Annotated in this window: 17 protein-coding genes; 11 read left to right on the top strand and 6 right to left on the bottom strand. The window is 59.2% G+C overall.

Annotation, left to right across the window (positions count from 1 at the left end):
- Nucleotide 1: 1 nt before the first annotated feature.
- Nucleotides 2-232, bottom strand: coding sequence for a DNA polymerase III subunit theta (locus tag MC269_RS07740; RefSeq protein ID WP_081142703.1), 231 nt, complete (start codon nt 230-232; stop codon nt 2-4).
- Between the two features lie 152 nt (nt 233-384).
- Here MC269_RS07740 and copC point away from each other — a divergent pair, with 152 nt between their 5' ends.
- The 6 genes from copC to MC269_RS07770 all read left to right on the top strand — a co-directional run bounded on the left by copC (nt 385) and on the right by MC269_RS07770 (nt 4,620).
- A complete protein-coding gene (gene copC, locus MC269_RS07745) occupies nt 385-762 on the top strand; it encodes a copper homeostasis periplasmic binding protein CopC (protein ID WP_239954735.1) in 378 nt (125 codons plus the stop codon).
- Between the two features lie 3 nt (nt 763-765).
- Nucleotides 766-1,641 (top strand): copper homeostasis membrane protein CopD, encoded by an 876-nt coding sequence (copD, locus tag MC269_RS07750; RefSeq protein WP_239954736.1) that lies wholly within the window; start codon nt 766-768, stop codon nt 1,639-1,641.
- Between the two features lie 35 nt (nt 1,642-1,676).
- The gene (locus MC269_RS07755; RefSeq protein WP_081142708.1) at nt 1,677-2,024 is read left to right on the top strand and encodes a YebY family protein; all 348 of its coding nucleotides are present in this window, start codon (nt 1,677-1,679) and stop codon (nt 2,022-2,024) included.
- A gap of 594 nt (nt 2,025-2,618) precedes the next feature.
- Nucleotides 2,619-2,795 (top strand): general stress protein, encoded by a 177-nt coding sequence (locus MC269_RS07760; protein ID WP_081142709.1) that lies wholly within the window; start codon nt 2,619-2,621, stop codon nt 2,793-2,795.
- Nucleotides 2,796-2,994: 199 nt separating this feature from the next.
- Nucleotides 2,995-3,360: an anti-adapter protein IraP gene (gene iraP / locus MC269_RS07765; RefSeq protein WP_081142710.1), complete on the top strand. Its 366-nt coding sequence runs from the start codon at nt 2,995-2,997 to the stop codon at nt 3,358-3,360.
- 402 nt (nt 3,361-3,762) lie between these two features.
- Complete coding sequence (locus MC269_RS07770; protein ID WP_239954737.1) at nt 3,763-4,620, top strand: manganese catalase family protein; 858 nt, start codon at nt 3,763-3,765, stop codon at nt 4,618-4,620.
- Nucleotides 4,621-4,915: 295 nt separating this feature from the next.
- On the opposite strand, the gene MC269_RS07775 is transcribed toward MC269_RS07770, so the two are convergent.
- Entirely contained in the window at nt 4,916-5,122 is a 207-nt protein-coding gene (locus MC269_RS07775) for a hypothetical protein (protein ID WP_081142712.1), read from the bottom strand.
- A gap of 388 nt (nt 5,123-5,510) precedes the next feature.
- Here MC269_RS07775 and MC269_RS07780 point away from each other — a divergent pair, with 388 nt between their 5' ends.
- A complete protein-coding gene (locus tag MC269_RS07780; protein ID WP_239954738.1) occupies nt 5,511-6,158 on the top strand; it encodes a metallophosphoesterase in 648 nt (215 codons plus the stop codon).
- A 3-nt stretch (nt 6,159-6,161) separates the two neighbouring features.
- Here the strand turns inward: MC269_RS07780 and rsmF are convergent, their stop codons facing one another.
- The 3 genes from rsmF to yebS form a co-directional block, all read right to left on the bottom strand.
- A complete protein-coding gene (rsmF, locus tag MC269_RS07785; RefSeq protein WP_239955092.1) occupies nt 6,162-7,544 on the bottom strand; it encodes a 16S rRNA (cytosine(1407)-C(5))-methyltransferase RsmF in 1,383 nt (460 codons plus the stop codon).
- 209 nt (nt 7,545-7,753) lie between these two features.
- Nucleotides 7,754-10,390, bottom strand: a complete 2,637-nt coding sequence (locus MC269_RS07790) for a PqiB family protein (RefSeq protein WP_239954739.1) — start codon at nt 10,388-10,390, stop codon at nt 7,754-7,756.
- Complete coding sequence (gene yebS, locus MC269_RS07795; protein WP_239954740.1) at nt 10,359-11,603, bottom strand: membrane integrity lipid transport subunit YebS; 1,245 nt, start codon at nt 11,601-11,603, stop codon at nt 10,359-10,361. The genes MC269_RS07790 and yebS overlap by 32 nt, the downstream gene beginning before the upstream one ends.
- A 233-nt stretch (nt 11,604-11,836) precedes the next feature.
- On the opposite strand from yebS, the gene MC269_RS07800 reads away from it, so the two are divergent.
- The 4 genes from MC269_RS07800 to htpX all read left to right on the top strand — a co-directional run bounded on the left by MC269_RS07800 (nt 11,837) and on the right by htpX (nt 16,265).
- Nucleotides 11,837-12,337, top strand: coding sequence for a GAF domain-containing protein (locus tag MC269_RS07800; RefSeq protein ID WP_081142717.1), 501 nt, complete (start codon nt 11,837-11,839; stop codon nt 12,335-12,337).
- Nucleotides 12,338-12,433: 96 nt separating this feature from the next.
- The gene (gene proQ, locus MC269_RS07805) at nt 12,434-13,129 is read left to right on the top strand and encodes an RNA chaperone ProQ (RefSeq protein WP_239954741.1); all 696 of its coding nucleotides are present in this window, start codon (nt 12,434-12,436) and stop codon (nt 13,127-13,129) included.
- Nucleotides 13,130-13,148: 19 nt separating this feature from the next.
- Entirely contained in the window at nt 13,149-15,185 is a 2,037-nt protein-coding gene (gene prc / locus MC269_RS07810; RefSeq protein WP_239954742.1) for a carboxy terminal-processing peptidase, read from the top strand.
- Nucleotides 15,186-15,383: 198 nt separating this feature from the next.
- Complete coding sequence (gene htpX, locus MC269_RS07815) at nt 15,384-16,265, top strand: protease HtpX (RefSeq protein ID WP_081142720.1); 882 nt, start codon at nt 15,384-15,386, stop codon at nt 16,263-16,265.
- Nucleotides 16,266-16,320: 55 nt separating this feature from the next.
- Here the strand turns inward: htpX and MC269_RS07820 are convergent, their stop codons facing one another.
- Entirely contained in the window at nt 16,321-17,700 is a 1,380-nt protein-coding gene (locus MC269_RS07820) for an MFS transporter (protein WP_239954743.1), read from the bottom strand.
- Between the last annotated feature and the right edge of the window lie 82 nt (nt 17,701-17,782).

Below are 17,782 nucleotides of genomic sequence, written 5' to 3' on the forward strand. Positions count from 1 at the left end.
TTTACTTCATTTTGGGTTCATAGGGCAGGCGCGAGAAGTTCAGCGACGCCTGGCGATAGTGCATCAGACGCTGGCGGAACCAGTCGCGCAGCGCAGCCGGCTGCTCGTACTCAACCATCTCTGCCACCACCGGCATGTTGTAGCGCTCTTTGAACGCCACGCCCGCTGCGGCCAGTTCAACGTTGACTTTATCTTTCTCTTGCTGAGAAAGCAGGGCGAGGTTATGGCTCATGGGGATCTCCTGAAGACAGGGGGCAAAAATAATGCTTATCCCTGTCTGAATCAAGGGCAAAGGATAGCATTGCTGGCCCTCGACACCTCAAAAACCTCGGCGTATCCTTGCGCCACGTTTGCCGCCGATGCGTTGGCTAAGAGGATGATCCCATGCAAAAAAGAGCATTTTTATCAGGCGCCGCCGCGCTGGCCAGCGCCGCGCTGTGGTTGATTAGCCAGCCGGCGCTGGCGCACGCACACCTGACGTCGTCGGAGCCGGCCGACAACGCGGTGGTCGCCGCCTCGCCGCAGGCGCTGATCCTGACGTTTAGCGAAGATGTGGAGCCTGCGTTTAGCGGCATTACGCTGCTGGGCGCGGATAAACACAGCCTCGCCGGCGATAAGGCGCAGCAGGACGCGCAGCAGCGCAACCGCCTGATCCTTTCCCTGAAAACGCCGCTGGCGGCGGGCGACTATCAGGTTAAGTGGCATGTGCTGTCGGTGGATGGTCATAAAACCCAGGGCAGCACCCGCTTCCGCGTAAAATAGTCTGTGTCTCTTCTCTGGATCCTGCTGCGTGCGCTCCATTTTGGCGCTGTGATGCTGCTGGCGGGCAGCGCGTTTTATACTACGCTACTGGCGCTGCCGCGCTATCGCCGTGCGCTGGCGCAGCGCCTTATGCCGCTCATGCGCCTGTGCGCCTCGCTGGCACTGCTCAGCGCGCTGCTGATGCTGGCGACCCAGCTGGCGTTGATGAGCGGTGACTGGCGCAACCTGAGCGACAGCGGGATCTGGCGCGCCGTGCTCAGCACGCGCTTCGGCGTTGTCTGGCAATGGGAAACCGGGGTGGCTGGCGTAACGCTGTTGGCCAGCCTGCTGCGCGGTGAGCGGCGGCAGCAGGCGTGGCTGGCAGGCGCCCTGTTGCAGCTGGGCTGCATGGCGATGATCGGACATGCGGCGATGCGCGAAGGAGTAACCGGCGCGCTGCAGCAGGGCAATCACGCGCTGCATCTTATCGGCGCCGCGTTCTGGAGCGGCGGCCTGTTGCCGCTGTTGATCCTGATGCGCGAAGCGCGGAAAATCGATCGCCGCAGCGACGCGATTCGCGCCATGATGCGCTTTTCGCGCTACGGTCATCTGGCCGTTGCTGTCACGCTGCTGACCGGCATCGTCAACGCGCTGCTTATCGCCGGCTGGCCGCGCCAGTGGCACGCTGGCCTCTACAGCGATCTGCTGTTAATAAAGGTGGCGCTGGTGGCCCTGATGGTCGCTATCGCGCTGGTTAACCGTTATCTGCTGGTGCCGCGTTTCCGCCTCGCGGGGCAGGGCGCGCAGCAAAAATTTATCCGTATGACGCAGCTTGAGCTGCTGCTGGCATGCGCTGTGGTGGGTCTGGTCAGCATTTTCGCCACGCTGTCGCCAGCCTGAGTATGACCCGTTTTGACTGAGTAAAAAGGTAGGCTATGTTGCTGAAGAAAGTGATCCCCGCAATGCTGTTGTTCTCTCTCTGTGGCCAGGCGCTGGCGGCAGAAATTATTACCGTGAGCCGTTTTGAAGTGGGCAAGGCAGCCTGGCCTTTTAGCCGTGAAGAAGTGATGCTGACCTGTGAGAAAGACGGTTCGCTGTTCGCCATTAACCCCAGCACGCTGATGCAGTATCCGCTTAACGATAAAGCCGACGCGCGCGTGAAGTCCGGTCAGGTGAAAGCGCAGCCGATTTCGGTGATCCAGGCGGAAGATAAAAGCCACCCGGGCCAGATGATGAGCCTGCAGCCAATCGTCGAGCGCACGCAGGCGCTGTGCGATAAATAATACCTTCTCCGGCGCGGTTCGCTTGCGCGCCGTTTTCCACTGATTCTGCCGTCAGGATCACAAACTGATCCTGCGGATTTCCGCTGCCTGAGCGATCGCTGGCATTTCCACAGACGTGGGCTAACCTTAAGTTGCAAGGCGACATCGCCTGCATTAATGCCAACTTTTAGCGCACGGCTCTCAACGAGCCATTTCCCTGGACCGAATACAGGAATCGTGTTCGGTCTTTTTTTGTGCTCTGAATTTAGCCGCCTTTCAGGATTCCTCTCTGCCACTATTAACCTTTTGCCTTAACCTTGTGACGTGACATGTATTTATATGGGCATTGGTAAATAAGTATGAATAAGGCCCGCGTGCTTCCCTGACTGTTATTTCTCTAAGTTCCTGTTCGTAAGGTTATTATACCGATTTCCCGCTGGGTTTAATTTTGGCGCTGTCGCTTCGTTAAGGGCGAAAATATTTTTACTGGTCAGGAATTGCCTTGCAGATAACCTCAGCTCGGCTAGTCTTAATCATGCAACACGAAATACGGCTGGCGTAATAGATTTATGCCGGTTGCCATTGACCCAATGACAATATATCCAGGAGGATATGATGGCCGAGCATCGTGGTGGTTCAGGTAATTTCGCAAATAATCCTGAAAAAGCGTCAGAGGCTGGTAAAAAAGGCGGTCAGCACAGCGGCGGTGGTTTCGCCGGCGACCGTGAAAAAGCTTCTGAAGCAGGTAAAAAAGGTGGTCAGAATAGCCATAGCGGCGGACGCAAGTCCTGACCAACAGAACCTGATACATTCTGTGTAGACCACCAGCCCCGGCATCTGATGTCGGGGTTTTTTTATGCTCTGCAATCGCCTTTTTGCGCGAGGCCGCGCTTTCAGGCGGCGCGGCGCAGGGCCAGTTAACGAATTAAGATTTTTCAGCTTGCCGACAATACGCAGCAAGGTAAGATCCCTGTTTTACAGGGAGACGGTTATGAAAAATGTTGTGCTGAGCATGCTGGCTAAAATATCCAAAATCGATGCGGAAACCAAGCAGCTGACGGCGCGCGTAGAGGCGCAGTCGCTGTTAATCAGCGCGCTGGTGCTGGCCGTCAGCAGGCAGGGCGGCGTCACCGAGATGATCGACAGCGCCAATAAGGCTATCAATACCGTAATCGATTCAGCCGATTCCGACGAGATGCTGAAATCTGACGCCGCTATTCTGCTGCAGGAGTTCCAGGAGCTGCTGACCATTTCCCGCGCAGTCGACAGCGCCGATAACCAGCTGAATCAGGCGGGCCTGGCGGAAATCAGTGGCGTTTCCCCGCTGATTAACGCTCAGCCGCCGCTTAAAGAGTAGCATCCTGCCGCCCGACACGCCGCGCGCAGCGCTGATATGCCTGCGCGCCCGTCGACACAAACTCATCCTTTCCTGCTTTGATTTTCCCTGACGGAGGATGGCGCCAGCAAATATCGCCGCCTCTGCCTGGCTGACAGAAAAATAACCTCGCAAAAAAACGCAACAGTGGAAAAGGCGCGGATATATATCCTTATAAAGGGTGCGCATATTATGCCTGAAATAATGAGGGTGGCGTAAAATAGCCAATCATTTTTCTCTGCGCTAACTGATTAATATTTCTCGGTTGCCGGTTAATTTGCCGCTGATAGCGATTCCGAAAAGTTTACGGTCACGCTTTCATTTTCCACGAACCTCTTCCAGGCTTGTCCGGCTTATTCTTGTAAAAAAGCCAGGAGATAAAATATGTTCCACCATTCATCAAAACTTCAATACCCTGTTCGCGTCGATAAAGCGGATCCCGAATTTGCTATGCTGCTGCAACAGGCGATCGGCGGGGTTGAAGGGGAAATTCGTGTGGCAATGCAGTATTTCTTCAAGGCGATGGGCGCGCGCGGCGATGCGCGTATCCGCGATCTGCTGATCTCCACTGCGACGGAGGAGCTGGCGCATATCGAAATGCTGGCGCACGCCGTCGCGCTCAACCTGGAAGGGGCTCCCCTGTCCTACCAGGAAGCCTCGGCGAAAGATCCGGTGGTCAATGCGGTGCTGGGCGGCATGAATCCGCGCCATATCCTCTCTTCCGGTCTGGCGGCGATGCCGGTCAATGCCAACGGCGTGCCCTTTGATATGAGCCATATCTATGCGTCCGGCAACGTGGCGGCTGATATGCTGGCCAACGTAACGGCGGAAGCGACAGGCCGCGTGCTGGCGACCCGTCTCTACAACCTGACGGAAGACACCGGCATGAAGGACTTCCTTTCATTCCTCATCGCCCGCGACACCATGCACCAGCAGCAGTGGCTGGCGGTGATTGAGGAGATGGGCGGGCTCAACGCCTCGCTGCCGATCCCCAACAGCTTCCCGCAAAGCGAAGAGGCGAGCGAGCACTCCTACTACGTGCTCAACACCTCGCTGGATAAACCGCTGCCGAAAGGCCGCTGGTGCGAAGGTCCTTCATTTGACGGCAAAGCCCAGTTTACGGCGAAAGAGAAGCCCGAGCTGCTGGGCGACGAGCCGCTGCTGGGCCATGCGCGTCCCGGTTCCGGCGCGCAAAGCGAGCAGGAGCTGTCCGGCACCGTGCCGCCTGCATTAAAACCGTAATCGCAGCCTGTCCAGGGAAGGGCGCCACCGATCGATTTGTCCAGTAGCGAAACAAATTCAGTGGGCGGTGAGAGAACCGGCTGACAGGGTAGTCCTGCTGGTTTCTCTCTGCGTTAGCTGTCGCTTATCAGGTAAAAATGAACGATAGCGGGCGCGGGGCATTTTTTTGTCGTACCAGCCAAAACAGGAGAGCAAAAAAATATTTTTTCTCACCTGCGCTCTGCGTCTCATTTTGTCGGCTGGCACCGCGGCAAAAATGAAAAACCCCAGCGGGCGCCGGGGTCAACAAGAGCACTTATCTGGACTCAAGCACCTGCTGCAGCCAGACCAGTTCGTCATCGAAGCCGGACTCGCGTAACAGCTGGAAATAGGACTGCTGAATCTCTGTTGATACTGACGCCAACAGCATGCCCAGCATTCCTTTGGTTTTACAGATTTCTAATGCTGCGTTTTCGAGAGAATCAAGGTTAAAACTTACGTTATCAAGCGTTGCAGCGACCATTTTTATTCTCCTGACGGAGGTAATCAGCCATCCCTCCTTTGCTGTGTGTATCTGCTCCACGTTGTGGACGGGCTGAGATCTCACACTAGCGCAGTTTCGTCAGGGAGAAACATCCTGATATCTGAACAGTAATCGCCGCGCAGTGGCGCTTTTACGCCCCTTTATTACGGAAAATCTGAGAAGCAGGCCAACAGCGTTTGGCCGTTAACCCACCAACAGCAAATGCACCAGACGCGCCAGCGATTCCAGCAACAGCAGGCTGCCGACAAAGATAAGCACCAGCACGCTAATAAATTGTTTCCGGCTGTTCATCACGCCTCCCTGAAGATGTGACCGGCTATACTTTAACCCGCATCAGATAAACCAGTTGTTAACAAGCAGGCTAATAATGCACTACCAGTATCTCAACGGTGAAAACTGGCAAAACATATGGATTGTAGGCGATCTGCACGGCTGCCGTAGTCAGCTGGATGCGCTGCTGCTGGAAAAGGGCTTCGATAAACAAAACGATTTGCTGATCTCCGTCGGCGATTTAATCGATCGCGGGCCTGACAGCCTCGGCTGTTTACAGCTGCTGGAGGAGCCGTGGTTCCGCTGCGTGCGCGGCAATCATGAAGAGATGGCGCTGCAAGCGTTACAGTGTCACGATTCGCTGCTCTGGACCCTGAACGGTGGCGAGTGGTTTTATCAGCTGAAAGGCGCGCAGCTGATTGCCGCGCGTCACGCCTTGCGGCAGCTGAAAAGCCTGCCGCTGATCCTGCACCTGCAGCTTGCGGAACGCATCGTGGTGGTGGCGCACGCCGACTATCCGGCAGACCGCTACGCGTGGGAGCAGCCGCTGGACTGGCATCAGGTGGTGTGGAATCGCGAGCGCATCGCCCAGCTGAAAGCGGGCGATGCGGCGAGGATCGCCGGCGCGGATGATTTTTACTTCGGCCACACGCCGCTGCAGCATCCGCTGGAAACGGGCAATTTGCACTATATCGACACTGGCGCGGTGTTCGGCAACTCGCTGACGCTGCTGCGGTTGCAGTAGGCCTCAGCGGAACAGCCGGCCGTCACGCACCAGCTCGCGCGGATAGCTGTTTTTAATGCGGCTGCCGACACGCTTCGCCAGCCCGAGCGGCTGCTGCTGATAGGTCACTATCGCTTCATCGCGCGTCGGCGGCACGTCAGGAAAAATATCCCGCCCGCGATACCACTCCAGCGCCTCGTCGGCGGTCAGCTCAAAGCGGTTTTGCCCATCCGGCTGCGCCAGCGCTATCGCCGCCTCATGCTGCCAGCGATAGCCTTTAGCGAAGGTCTCGGCCAGCTTCAGCCCGATCCGCGAGAAACGCACGCTGTTGAGCAGCGGGGCGATCGCCGCGGGAAACAGCCAAATCTCTTTGTCGCGCTGCCATAGCGTTAGATCGTCGTTCCAGCGCAGACAGACTGCTGCCGCCGCTGCGGCCACTTCCGCCGTCCTCTTTTTATCCAGCGGCGTAAAGGGCAGCTTGCCCAGCTTATAGCCGGGCGTCGGCAGCGGCGCCACCGAGTCGGTTTTACGTAGCCGCGCGACAAAGAAGCCTTCGCTGTCGAACAGCTGCGGGAAGACGTGCAAAAAGCCCTCCGGCGTCAACGCCTGCCCGGCGCCGGCAAACAGACCGCTGAGCGGCGCGATCTCCACCGCCTGCGGATAGCGCGCCAGCAGCCAGGCGACCACCTGCTGATTCTCGATCTGATTCAGGGTGCAGGTGGAGTAGACCAGCGTGCCGCCCGGTTTTAACGCATGGAAAGCGCTCTCGATCAGGTCGCGCTGGGTGGCGGCGATAGCCTCGGTGCTGCTCAGCGACCAGTTTTTTAGCGCATCCGCATCTTTCCGTATCACGCCTTCGCCAGAGCAGGGCGCGTCAAGCAGCACGGCGTCGAACCGTTCCGGCAAGGCGGGGCCGAAGACGCGCGCGTCAAAATGGGTCAGGGCGACATTGCTGACGCCGCAGCGGCTGATATTGGCGTGCAGCACCTTGACGCGACTGGCGGAAAACTCATTGGCGAGGATCGCGCCGCGATTGCCCATGCGCGCCGCCATCTGAGTGGTTTTCGAACCGGGCGCTGCGGCCATATCCATCACCAGCTGCGCCTCGGGCGCGGCGTCGAACAGCGCGCTGACCGGCAGCATGGAACTCGCCTCCTGGATGTAGAACAGCCCACTCAGATGTTCCGCCACGCTACCCAGCGGCAAACTCTCATCGTCGCGTTCAATCCAGAAACCCTCCGCGCACCAGGGCACCGGCGTCAGGCGCCAGCCGTAATCCGCCGTCTGGGCAAGAAAATCCGCCACGGCGATCTTGAGGGTGTTGACGCGGATGCTGCGGCGCAGCGGCTGCTGGCTGATAGCGATAAAGCGTTGCAGTTCGGCGTCGTCGGGCAGCGCCGCGCGCATAAGATCCAGGAAGTCAGAGGGGAAAAGGTCGGCCACAGGCAGATTCCAGTTAAGGCATTGAGGTCAAAAAACAGGGCGGCAGTGTAGCATGAAAGCGTCAGATCGGTTCGAACAGCTGGCGCAATGGTCTGAAGTGACCGGGACGGTTGCTGAGACGCCCCCAAAGAGAGGGGGCGTCTCCGCGTGGGCAGCGAGGCTGCCCGGTCTTATTACTGCTGCGGGTCAGGGATCGCCGTGCCCCAGCTGCGCCAGTTTTTCGGCGCTTCATCCTGCAGCAGGAAGTGCTTGTCCGCGCCCGCCTGTGGCGCCAGCGGCACCGTCGGCGGCGTGGCAAACTGAATGCCGCCGCGAATAAACTGCTGGAAGGTGCCGGTTTTCACCACGCCGCCAATCAGGCCGAAGTCGAGGTTATAGCCCGACGCCAGCCAGAACACCGAGTTGTTGCGCACCAGATGCTGATACTTTTTGCTGATGCGCAGCGCAATCTGCACGCGATCCGCCATATTGCCGAGCGAGGTGCCGGTCACGGTGCCGACCTCGACGCCGCGGAACAGCACCGGCGTGCCGATAGAGAGCGAGCCCGCCTCGGCGGCGTCGACATAGATCGTCAGCCCGTTCAGGTAGCGCGAATCGGTAATGGTGCTCTCCTGCAGCTCGAAGTTGCGCGCCGGCACGCCCTTGCCGGGGTCGACGTTGACGTAGGGCTGCAGCAGGGTTTCCAGATGATTAACGCCCGCCGGGGAGATCTCCGGCGACACCACCGAGAAATGGCTGCCGCTGCGGGCGAAGTCCTGCACATATTCCGGGTAGAGCACCGCTTTCGCCACCACCTGATTGTTGTCCTGGCTCAGCGACAGCGACTCGACCTGGCCGATATTGATGCCGAGATAGCGAATCGGCATCCCCTCTGACAGCTTGCTGGCGTCAAAGGTGTGCAGCGTAATCTGGCTGCCGACCGCGCGCGCCGCCGTCTCGGAAGGATAGAGCGTGCGCTTGTTGCCTTTGGCGTTCGCCGCGCCGCTCATATTGTCGAAGCTGATCGCCCCGCGCAGCGCGCGATTCAGCGGCGACGCCTGCACCGTCAGGCCGCTGCCGTTTAGCTGCACGCGCGCGCCGCCTTCCGCCCAGAACACGCTTTCGTTGGTCAGCAGCTTGCGGTACTCCGGCTTGATATGCACGGCGATATCGAACGCGCTGGCGCGCGGCGTGACGTCGACGATCTCGCCCACCTCATATTTACGGTAGAGCACCACCGAGCCGGCCTGCACGTCCGGCAGGCTGTTCGCCGTCAGCATCAGGGTGGTGGAAGGGCGATCGCCGATAATGCCTTCTTCTGCCTTTTCGGCGTCGGCGTAGAGCGGATAGGCCGCTTTCACCTCGCCTTTATTGCCTGGCTCAAGGCGGATGCCGCCATCCACCCACTCGCGGGCGCTGGCGCCCAGCACCTTCATGCCGTCGAGGCCGAACTTCACGTCGAGCCGGCTGTTGACGATAAATTTGCTGTCGCCGTGCACCAGATTGCGATAGCCCGGCTCGATGGCCGCGACAAACTGGATGCCTTTCTCATTCAGCTCGCGCGAAATCACCTGGCCGATTTTCATGCCGTGCAGCATCACCGGCTGACCGGCGTCGATGCCGTAGCTCTCCGGCGCGCTGAGTTTTACCGTCAGCACATCAGGCTTCTGCAACAGCGACTCGCTGGCGGGCAGCACGGTGAAGTGGTTCTGCGGCTCGCCGTCGCCCGGCACCAGCTCCAGCGTATTGCCGGTCAGCAGGCTGCTCAGATTGGTGTCGGTCAGGCTCACTTTCGGGCTGCGCATCTCGATGCGCGTGTTGCTGCGCATCAGGCTAACCACGGAAGGATCGAGCGTCAGCTCGCCCGTGACCTTGCCGCCGCTCAGCAGGTTAAGCTTTGTCAGGCTGCCGACTTCCAGCCCCTGATAGATCAGCGGCGTGCGGCCCGCTTTCAGGTTATTGCCGTTGGGCAGATCGAGCGTGATCACCACGCCGCGCTGGCTGTGCGCCAGGTCGGGGTAGAGCTGGTAGTTCTGATCTGTTTTCGCCGGCGGCGCGTCGTCTGGCGAGTCAAAGGCGATGGCGCCGTTGACCAGCGCCGCCAGGCTCTCAAGCTGCACCTTCGCGCCGCTCAGGCTGACGTCGGCGCTCAGGCCGGAAACGTTCCAGAAGCGGCTGTTGCTTTTCACCAGGTTGTTGAAGCGGCGCTCGATCAGCACATCAATAGTGACGCCGTCCGTATTGCCGTTGATGCTGTAGTCGTAGACGCGGCCGACCGGGATTTTACGGTAGTAAACCAGCGAGCCGGAGTTGAGCGCGCCCAGGTCCGGCGCGTGCAGGTGGATCAGCAGCTCGCCGGTGTTGACGCGGTACTTCGGCTGGGTATCCTGGGCGATAAAGCTCTCGCGCGGCTTGCCGCTGCCCGGCATCATGCCGATATAGTTGCCGCCCACCAGCGCGTCGAGTCCCGATACTCCCGCCAGCGAGGCCTTCGGCGTCACCAGCCAGAACTGGGTGTTCTCGCGCAGCGCCTCTTTCATATCGCTTTTAATGCTCGCCTTGATCTGAATGGTGCGGTAATCGTCGCTCAGGTTAATGCCCTGCACGGTGCCGACCTCCACGCCCTGATAGCGGATCGGCGTGCGTCCCGGCACGATGCCGTCCGCCGACTGGAAGTTAATGGTGATCACCGTGCCGCGCTCTTCGTAGTTGGTCCAGAGCAGCCAGCCGGCGATCAGCATCGCGACAATCGGCAGAAGCCAGAATGGAGAGACTTTACGTTTGCTGCGCAGCGTAGCGTTAGTCGGTGTAGTCGGCGTTTCCTGTTGCATGTGCATCCCAAAGCAGGCGGCTGTCGAGCCACTCAACGGCCATAATGGTCAGGATCACCGCCGCGCCGAAGTAAAACGCGGCGGGTCCCATGGTAAAAGCCAGCAGCTGATCGCGATTGACCAGCGACATGGTTAATGAAATCACAAAAAGATCGAGCATGGACCAGCGGCCAACCCAGGTCACCACCCGTAGCAGGCGAATACGGGTTTTTAGCCCCTGCTCGCAGCGGAAATGGATGCTCAACAGCAGCGTCAGCATCACCAGCACCTTGGTAAAAGGCACCAGAATACTGGCGATAAACACCACCGCCGCCACCGGAATATTGCCAGAGGCCAGGCCGAGAATGCCGGAGAAAATCGTATCCTCGCGGCGCGAACCGTTAAGGTAGACCACCGAGATCGGCAGCAGGTTGGCGGGGATCAGCAGCACCACCGAGGCGATCAGCGCCGCCCAGGATTTTTGCAGGCTGTGACGCCGGCGAAAGTCGAGCGGGGTATGGCAGCGCGGGCAGCGGCCGCGCGCGTCCGGCTCACCGGTATTATGGCAGTTCAGGCAGACCTGTAGCCTGTCGCGCGCGGTGGCGTACTGCTTCTGCGGATAAAAATGCTCCCACAACTGCTCTACATTCAGATGGATCAGCGTCAGCAGGCTCAGTACCGTCAGCGTCAGGTAGGCGGCCAGCCCGTAGCCGACCTCCAGTGAGGCGTAGTCCTGCACTTTGATCGAGGCCACCGCGATGCCCACCAGATAGATATCGAGCATCACCCACTCTTTGACCTTCTCCAGCATCAGCAGCACCGGCCGCAGGTTCATTCCCAGCCGATGGCCAAGGGTCAGATAGCCGATGCCGACCACCAGCGCCGCCGGCGCGCCGATGGTGCAAAACGCCACCATCGAGGCGGTGAGCACGTTGCCCTGTTCCGCCATCTGGATAACGCCGCCAAGCAGGCTGGCGTTGATGCGCATGCCGAGCAGGCGAATATCCACCAGCGGCAGGGTAAACGCGAACGGCATCAGCATCAGAATGGCCGCGGCCATCACCGTTAGCCGGGTCATCGACCAGTCGCGTCCGCTGATAATTTGCGCATGGCAGCGTGGACAATAGGCAGACTGATGCGATTTCACATCCGGTAAGGAAAAAAGGGTATCGCATTGCGGACAACGCTGATAACGTGCGTGGGGCAATGGCTGGCTGATGGCGTGAATTTTCATAGGGTGGTGCACGTTTCGCCCAGATATGTGTCGCTGTGACCGGATGCGGTGGTGGGGCAAAAAAACGTTTTCACGTTTCTGACACGCCCGTACGGGGCCCACGTTTCGATCCACAAAAATCTAAGGTTATAGCAACTAACGCTATGATTCACCTTGTGGCGGTGGATATTTAGTGCTTATTTTAACGGGCGGTTAAATCAAGCCGCTCTGTTGTTAATGTTAATGGTTAAATAATGAACAAAACTGCCTTTTACGCTGATTTGAATCGCGACATGCGCGCGCTGCTCGCGGGCGAGACGTCGTTTCTCGCCGCTATGGGCAATTTCAGCGCGCTGCTGTATGAACGCCTTGAAGGCGTGAACTGGGCGGGCTTCTACCTGCTGACAGAAGCCGATACCCTGGTGCTGGGCCCTTTTCAGGGCAAAATCGCCTGCGTGCGCATTCCAGTGGGCAAAGGCGTCTGCGGCACGGCGCTGGCGCAGGATCGCGTGCAGCGCGTCGACGACGTGCACGCCTTTCCGGGTCATATCGCCTGCGACGCGGCCAGCAATGCCGAGATCGTGATTCCTCTGAAAGTAAATGGTGCGCTGGTAGGCGTTCTGGATATCGACAGCACGGTGTTCAATCGCTTCGACAGCGAGGATGAAACTGGGTTGGTTGCACTGACTGATGGGCTTTGCGACGTGCTGGCAGACAGCGATATCGAAAAATTTTTGCAGCTGTCGCGCAGCTAATCGACTGGATCGCATGGCATTTGGCGATGTTGTCATTATAATGTCGCCTGTTCATGCCTGCTCTGGTCGGCAAATCCGTTGTAATCAGGAAATTTCATGGAAAATCAACCTAAGTTGAATAGCAGTAAAGAAGTGATCGCCTTTCTGGCGGAACGTTTTCCAAACTGCTTTAGCGCCGAAGGTGAAGCGCGTCCGCTCAAAATCGGTATCTTTCAGGATCTGGTGGAGCGCGTTCAGGGCGAAATGAGTCTGAGCAAGACCCAGCTGCGTTCCGCGCTGCGTCTCTATACCTCCAGCTGGCGTTATCTCTACGGGATTAAAGCCGGCGCGACGCGTGTCGATCTCGACGGCAACGCCTGCGGCGTGCTGGACGAGCAGCACGTGCAGCATGCGCGTCAGCAGCTGGAAGAGGCGAAAGCGCGCGTTCAGGCGCAGCGCGAGCAGCAGAAAGCCGCGAAACGCGAAGCGGGCGAAGAGGGTAAAGAGGGCGCTGAACCGCGTCGTCCGCGCCGTCCTGCCGCGCGCAAACCGGCCGACGGCGAGGCGCCGCGTAAAGCGCGTCCTCAGGCGCCGCGTGCTGCCGCTCAGGATCGTAAACCGGCTCCGCGTCCGGCTGCGCAGGCGAAACCCATCACCGATACCTCAACTTTGCAACCTGGCCAGAATATCAAAGTCAAAGCAGGCAAAAGTGCGATGGACGCGACCGTTCTTGAAGTGTCAAAAGACGGCGTTCGGGTACAGCTCGCTTCCGGCATGGCAATGATTGTGCGCGCAGAACACTTGCAGTTCTGAAACGGAGGCTGACCCCGGCATGAACACCCTGTTAAAAATCGGTATGATTGCGGGCCTGCTACTGGCAGGCCCTTCATTTGGCGCTGAGAATATTACCCGCGCCGATCAGATCCCCCAGCTTCACGAAGATCCGCAGGATCCCACCGTCAGCGAACGGGTGACCTCCCGCTTTACCCGCTCACACTATCGCCAGTTCGATCTCGACCAGGCGTTTTCAGCGAAAATTTTCGACCGCTACCTTAATCTGCTCGACTACAACCACAACGTGTTGCTGGCGTCGGATGTGGCGCAGTTCGCCGATAAAAAAACCACGCTTGGCGATGAGCTGCGCAGCGGCAAGCTGGACGTGTTTTACGATCTCTATAATCTGGCGCAGAAACGCCGTTTCGAGCGCTATCAGTACGCGCTCGACGTGCTGAACCGTCCGATGAACTTCAGCGGCAACGATACGATCGATATCGACCGCGCCAAAGCGCCCTGGCCGAAAGATCAGGCCGAGCTGAACGCGCTTTGGGACGCCAAGGTCAAATATGACCAGCTCAGCCTTAAGCTGGCGGGCAAAGACGAAAAAGAGATCCGCGATGTGCTGACCAAGCGCTACAACTTCTCGATCCGTCGTCTGGCGCAGAGCAACAGCGAAGATGTGTTCCAGATGGCGATGACCGCGTTTGCGCATGAAATCGACCCGCACACCAACTACCTGTCGCCGCGCAACACCGAACAGTTCAACACCGAAATGAGCCTGTCGCTGGAAGGTATCGGCGCGGTGCTGCAGATGGATGACGACTATACGGTGATCAACTCTATGGTCGCGGGTGGTCCGGCGGCGAAGAGCAAGTCAATCAGCGTCGGCGACCGCATCGTCGGCGTCGGTCAGCCGGGCAAGCCGATGGAAGATGTCATCGGCTGGCGTCTGGATGACGTCGTCGCCAAAATCAAAGGGCCGAAAGGCAGCAAAGTCCGTCTTGAAGTGCTGCCGGCGGGCAAGGGTACCAAAACCCGCACCGTCACCCTGACGCGTGAAAAGATCCGCCTGGAAGATCGCGCGGTGAAGATGAGCGTGCATAACGTCGGCAAAGAGAAGGTCGGCGTGCTGGATATTCCCGGCTTCTATGTTGGCCTGACCGATGACGTCAAAGTGCAGCTGCAGAAACTGCAGAAGCAGAACGTCGACAGCATTGTCATCGACCTGCGCACCAACGGCGGCGGCGCGCTGACCGAAGCGGTGTCGCTCTCCGGCCTGTTTATTCCCAGCGGCCCGGTGGTGCAGGTGCGCGACAACAACGGACGCGTGCGCGAAGACAGCGACAACGACGGCGTGGTCTACTACAAAGGCCCGCTGGTGGTGTTAGTGGATCGCTTTAGCGCCTCCGCCTCGGAAATTTTCGCAGCGGCGATGCAGGACTACGGTCGCGCGCTGATCGTCGGCGAGCCGACCTTCGGCAAAGGCACGGTGCAGCAGTACCGCTCGCTGAACCGCATCTACGATCAGATGCTGCGTCCTGAATGGCCTGCGCTCGGTTCCGTGCAGTACACCATTCAGAAGTTCTACCGCATCAACGGCGGCAGCACTCAGCGTAAAGGCGTCACGCCGGATCTGCTGATGCCGACCGGCGTGGAAGCGGCGGAAACCGGCGAGAAGTTCGAAGATAACGCGCTGCCCTGGGACAGCATCAACGCGGCCACCTACAGCAAAACCGGCGACGTCAAGCCGCTGGTGGCGCAGCTGACCAAACAGCACGAGGCGCGTATCGCCGAGGATCGCGAGTTCCAGTACATCATGAAAGATATCGCGCGCTTTAACGCGATGAAGGACAAGCGCAATATCGTGTCGCTCAATCTTGCCCAGCGCGAGAAAGAGAACCACGAAGAAGATGCGCTGCGTCTGGAGCGTATCAATGCGCGCTATCAGGCCGAAGGTAAAAAGCCGCTGAAGAGCCTGGACGATCTGCCGAAGGATTATAAAGAGCCCGATCCTTACCTCGACGAGACGGTCCGCATCGCCAACGATCTGGCGCAGCTGGATAAGTCGACGTCCGCACCCGCCGCGCAGTAAGCGCACCGGGTTGGAAAAGCACCGCGCCGCGGTGCTTTTTTTTGCCCTCAACCCGGCCGCGTGCGCCAGGCGTGACAGAATGTAAAGTTATGTCTTTTTAGACACTTAAAGCTTAAGGTCGCTTGAAATGCGCCGCGATGACCCTAGGATAGGGATCCGCGCAGTCAGCGCATGAACAACTGAGGAAGATTAACTTTTATGATGCGTATTGCTCTTTTCCTGGTGACCAACTTAGCTGTGATGTTGGTCTTTGGGCTGATCCTCAGCCTCACCGGGATCCAGTCAAGCAGTGTTCAGGGCCTGATGATTATGGCAGGCCTGTTTGGCTTTGGCGGTGCGTTTGTTTCACTGCTGATGTCGAAGTGGATGGCGTTGCGTTCGGTCGGCGGTGAAGTGATTGAACAACCCCGTAATGAGACGGAACGCTGGCTGATGCAGACCGTGGGCCAGCAGGCGCAGCAGGCGGGCATCGCCATGCCGCAGGTGGCGATCTACCATGCGCCCGATATCAACGCCTTCGCCACCGGCGCGCGCCGCGACGCCTCGCTGGTCGCCGTCTCTACCGGCCTGTTACAGAACATGAGCCGCGACGAAGCGGAAGCGGTGCTGGCGCACGAGATCGCGCATATCGCCAACGGCGATATGGTCACCATGACCCTGATTCAGGGCATCGTGAACACCTTCGTGATCTTTATCTCGCGCATTATCGCGCAGGTGGCGTCGGGCTTTCTTTCCGGCAACCGCGACGGCGAGGAGAGCAGCAACGGCAATCCGCTGGTCTACTTTGCGGTGGCGACGGTGCTGGAGCTGGTGTTCGGTATTCTGGCCAGCATCATCACCATGTGGTTTTCGCGTCACCGCGAGTTCCACGCCGACGCTGGCTCAGCGAAGCTGGTGGGCCGCGAGAAGATGATCGCCGCGCTGCAGCGTCTGAAAACCAGCTATGAGCCGCAGGAGCCGAGCAGCATGATGGCGTTCTGCATCAACGGCAAAAACAAGTCGCTGAGCGAGCTGTTTATGTCGCATCCGCCGCTGGATAAACGTATTGAAGCGCTGCGCAGCGGTCAGTATCTGAAGTAACCGCGCCGCCAGTAAAAAGGCGACTCCCCGGAGTCGCCTTTTTTATGCGCGGCCTTTACTGCGCCTCGGCGCGTTTCTGCGACAGGCGCGACAGGCTAAAGAGCGCGGCGACGCTGGAGAAGGCGCCGGCCAGGATCAGCGAAGCGTGCGTGCCGCTCTGGTCGAACATATTGAACATCAGCGCCACCAGCGCCGCGCCGCTGCTCTGACCCAGCAGGCGCGCAGTGCCGAGCATGCCGCTGGCACCGCCGCTGCGGCTGCGCGGAGCGGAGGAGATAATGGTGTGGTTGTTAGGCGACTGGAACAGGCCGAACCCGGCGCCGCACAGCGCCATACGCCAGATAATATCCCAGTCCTGCGGCTGCGCCGGCAGCAGCGCCAGCAGAAACAGCCCCGCCGCGAACAGCGCCAGGCCCAGCCCGCCGAGCAGCCCGGCGTGAACATGCTCGATCAGCCGGCCGGCAATCGGCGCCAGCACCATAGTGGCCAGCGGCCAGGGCGTCAGCAGCAGGCCGGTCGCCACTTCATCGCGTCCCAGCACGTTTTGCAGGAAAAAGGGCAGCGACACCATCGCCAGCATCTGCGCGCAGAACGAGCAGATGGAGGTGCAGATTGAGAGGCTAAAGAGCGGAATGCGCAGCAGATCGACCGGCAGCAGCGGCACCGGCAGCCGCTGCTGGCGCTGCACGAAGAACCAGCCGACGATCGCCAGCACCACCCCTTCAGCCAGCACCAGCGCCGGGTGCTCTCCCTGAGAGAAGCTGGTCAGCGCGTAGATCAGCAGGCCAAAAAAGAGCGCGTTCATCAGCGCGCTCGGCACGTCGAACTTCTGGCTTTTCGCTTTCTGGCTGTTGTCGGGCAGAAAACGCAGCGCCAGCCACAGCGCAATTACGCCAAGCGGCACATTAATCAAAAACAGCCACTTCCAGCTGGCGAACGACAGGATGGCCGCCGCCACGGTCGGCCCGGCGGCGCTGGAGACCGCTACCACCAGCGAGTTGATCGCCATGCCGCGCCCCAGATAGCGCTGCGGATAGATGATGCGGATCAGCGCCGTATTGACGCTCATCAACGCCGCGCCGCCAAAGCCCTGCAGCACGCGCGCCAGCGTCAGCATCGAGAGCGACGAAGAGAGGGCGCAGAACAGCGAGGTAAGGATAAACAGGCCAAGACCGACCTGATAAACGCGGCGATAGCCGAGCATATCGCCGAGAAACGAGAGCGACAGCAGCGAAGCGACAATGGCGATTTGATAGGCATTGACGATCCACACCGACTGCGCCGGGCTGGCCTGCAGTTCGCGTGCAATCGTCGGCAGCGCGACGTTAGCGATGGCGCCATCCAGCACCGCCATCATAATGCCCAGCGCAATGGTGAAAATTGCGCCGTAGCGCTGCGGCACGGGCAAACTATCCTGAAAAGGTGTAGGGGACATAGAGAGATAAGTAAAGTGGGTGAATATCATCATGCTAACCAAATGTGTGGCGGCGCGCACCGTTTTTACCGTAAAAAAGGGT

This window comes from Pantoea sp. Z09, from assembly GCF_022394795.1.
Classification (GTDB): domain Bacteria; phylum Pseudomonadota; class Gammaproteobacteria; order Enterobacterales; family Enterobacteriaceae; genus Pantoea; species Pantoea latae.

What these genes read in the sequence shown, in the direction of transcription:
- proQ (WP_239954741.1), top strand. Translation starts at nt 12,434, where the DNA reads ATGGAAAATCAACCTAAGTTGAATAGCAGTAAAGAAGTGATCGCCTTT.
- MC269_RS07740 (WP_081142703.1), bottom strand. Translation starts at nt 232, where the DNA reads ATGAGCCATAACCTCGCCCTGCTTTCTCAGCAAGAGAAAGATAAAGTC.
- iraP (WP_081142710.1), top strand. Translation starts at nt 2,995, where the DNA reads ATGAAAAATGTTGTGCTGAGCATGCTGGCTAAAATATCCAAAATCGAT.
- MC269_RS07820 (WP_239954743.1), bottom strand. Translation starts at nt 17,700, where the DNA reads ATGTCCCCTACACCTTTTCAGGATAGTTTGCCCGTGCCGCAGCGCTAC.
- MC269_RS07800 (WP_081142717.1), top strand. Translation starts at nt 11,837, where the DNA reads ATGAACAAAACTGCCTTTTACGCTGATTTGAATCGCGACATGCGCGCG.
- prc (WP_239954742.1), top strand. Translation starts at nt 13,149, where the DNA reads ATGAACACCCTGTTAAAAATCGGTATGATTGCGGGCCTGCTACTGGCA.
- MC269_RS07775 (WP_081142712.1), bottom strand. Translation starts at nt 5,122, where the DNA reads ATGGTCGCTGCAACGCTTGATAACGTAAGTTTTAACCTTGATTCTCTC.
- MC269_RS07755 (WP_081142708.1), top strand. Translation starts at nt 1,677, where the DNA reads ATGTTGCTGAAGAAAGTGATCCCCGCAATGCTGTTGTTCTCTCTCTGT.
- MC269_RS07760 (WP_081142709.1), top strand. Translation starts at nt 2,619, where the DNA reads ATGGCCGAGCATCGTGGTGGTTCAGGTAATTTCGCAAATAATCCTGAA.
- copC (WP_239954735.1), top strand. Translation starts at nt 385, where the DNA reads ATGCAAAAAAGAGCATTTTTATCAGGCGCCGCCGCGCTGGCCAGCGCC.
- rsmF (WP_239955092.1), bottom strand. Translation starts at nt 7,544, where the DNA reads ATGCGCGCGGCGCTGCCCGACGACGCCGAACTGCAACGCTTTATCGCT.
- MC269_RS07770 (WP_239954737.1), top strand. Translation starts at nt 3,763, where the DNA reads ATGTTCCACCATTCATCAAAACTTCAATACCCTGTTCGCGTCGATAAA.
- htpX (WP_081142720.1), top strand. Translation starts at nt 15,384, where the DNA reads ATGATGCGTATTGCTCTTTTCCTGGTGACCAACTTAGCTGTGATGTTG.
- MC269_RS07780 (WP_239954738.1), top strand. Translation starts at nt 5,511, where the DNA reads ATGCACTACCAGTATCTCAACGGTGAAAACTGGCAAAACATATGGATT.
- yebS (WP_239954740.1), bottom strand. Translation starts at nt 11,603, where the DNA reads ATGAAAATTCACGCCATCAGCCAGCCATTGCCCCACGCACGTTATCAG.
- MC269_RS07790 (WP_239954739.1), bottom strand. Translation starts at nt 10,390, where the DNA reads ATGCAACAGGAAACGCCGACTACACCGACTAACGCTACGCTGCGCAGC.